Annotated in this window: 1 protein-coding gene; it reads left to right on the top strand. The window is 42.7% G+C overall.

What is annotated here, in order from left to right:
- Positions 1–114 precede the first annotated feature (114 nt).
- Positions 115–1,332: a transposase gene (locus JK139_RS15380; protein ID WP_074421225.1), complete on the top strand. Its 1,218-nt coding sequence runs from the start codon at positions 115–117 to the stop codon at positions 1,330–1,332.
- Positions 1,333–1,351 lie beyond the last annotated feature (19 nt).

The raw sequence follows: 1,351 nt of genomic DNA on the forward strand, positions 1-1,351 counted from the left end.
CAATACTTCGGTAGTTTTTTAAGGTTGAGAAGGATTGGATATGGATAACAAATTTGGAGGGGAAAAGATGTTAACAGTAGAGTAATAGAAAGGAAAAAGGCGGTAAACTGTTTTGTGAAGAACAACATAACCGCCTTTAATAAAGCGAAGCGCTTTATCGATGCAAGTATAGAACAAGTAAAAGGAATAACCAAACCGCAGCAAAAATTTCTGCATTGGGTTTTTGAGAAATGGGTGATGCTTCCTGTTCGTCACAACTTTTTGAATCTGTTTCGGTATGGCGGCGGAGGGTATGCAGAAAAGAGTATTCGTCAGCAGTTTAACCGGAAGATTAATTTCAGTAGCTGGTTTGAGGGATCGATGAACGGGCTGAAGGGTAAAGAATGCATAGCGGCATTCGATCCATCCTATATTAGGAAGAGCGGTAAAAAGACCTATGGTAAAGACCGGTTTTGGAGTGGCAAGGATCAACGGGCAAAGCCTGGACTGGAAATAGGCTGCCTGGCACTGGTGGATGTAGGGGATTCAACGGCGTATAGTATAGAGGCGGTTCAAACGCCGGCGGGTATGAAGAGCCAATTGGTGGCTCATTATGTGGGTATAATAAAGAAGAATCTGAGGGCAGTATTGTGCTACACGAAGTACCTGGCGGTGGATGGGTACTTTATGAAGAAGACCTTTATTGACCCGGTACTGTTGTTGCGGTTGGAAGTAATTACGCGGATGCGCCCCGATGCCAATTTGCTGTACCTGTATAATGGCCCTCAAAATCCGGGCAGAGGCAGAAAGCGGAGCTATGCGGGAAAGGTAAATGTGAAGAAAATAGATAAGCGTAAATGGAAGCGCTGCTATAAGGATGAGGATATGGAGGGATTTGAGTTGAAAGTTTGGTGTGTGGCACTGAAGCGTATCGTAAAAGTGATACATCTGGAAAGCAAGGCCCGGAAAGGGTATGTAATTCTGTTAAGTACAGACACGGAATTGCAAGGTGAAAAAATTATCCGATATTATCAGTTACGGTTCCAGATCGAGTTTTTGATACGGGATGCCAAACAATATACCGGTCTGGAAGAATGCCAGGCCCGATCAGAAACGAAATTGTATAACCATTTTAATTTATCACTCATGACGGTTTCATTAATGAAGTACAGTTGCTGGGCGAACTTACCTGACAAAAACGAAACGCCCTTTTCTATGCGAAGCATCAAAATCTGGTTCTATAATAAGTACCTGACAGAAACTATTTTTTCAAACTTAGGTCTGGATCTGAAGTATAATAAAATAAGAAAGCTATACGGCCGGTGCCTGAATATAGGCGCTATGGCTGCTTAATTAACTACCGGACTATTGT

The sequence above is a fragment of the Hydrotalea lipotrueae genome (genome assembly GCF_019249625.1).
In the GTDB taxonomy this organism is placed as follows: domain Bacteria; phylum Bacteroidota; class Bacteroidia; order Chitinophagales; family Chitinophagaceae; genus Hydrotalea; species Hydrotalea flava.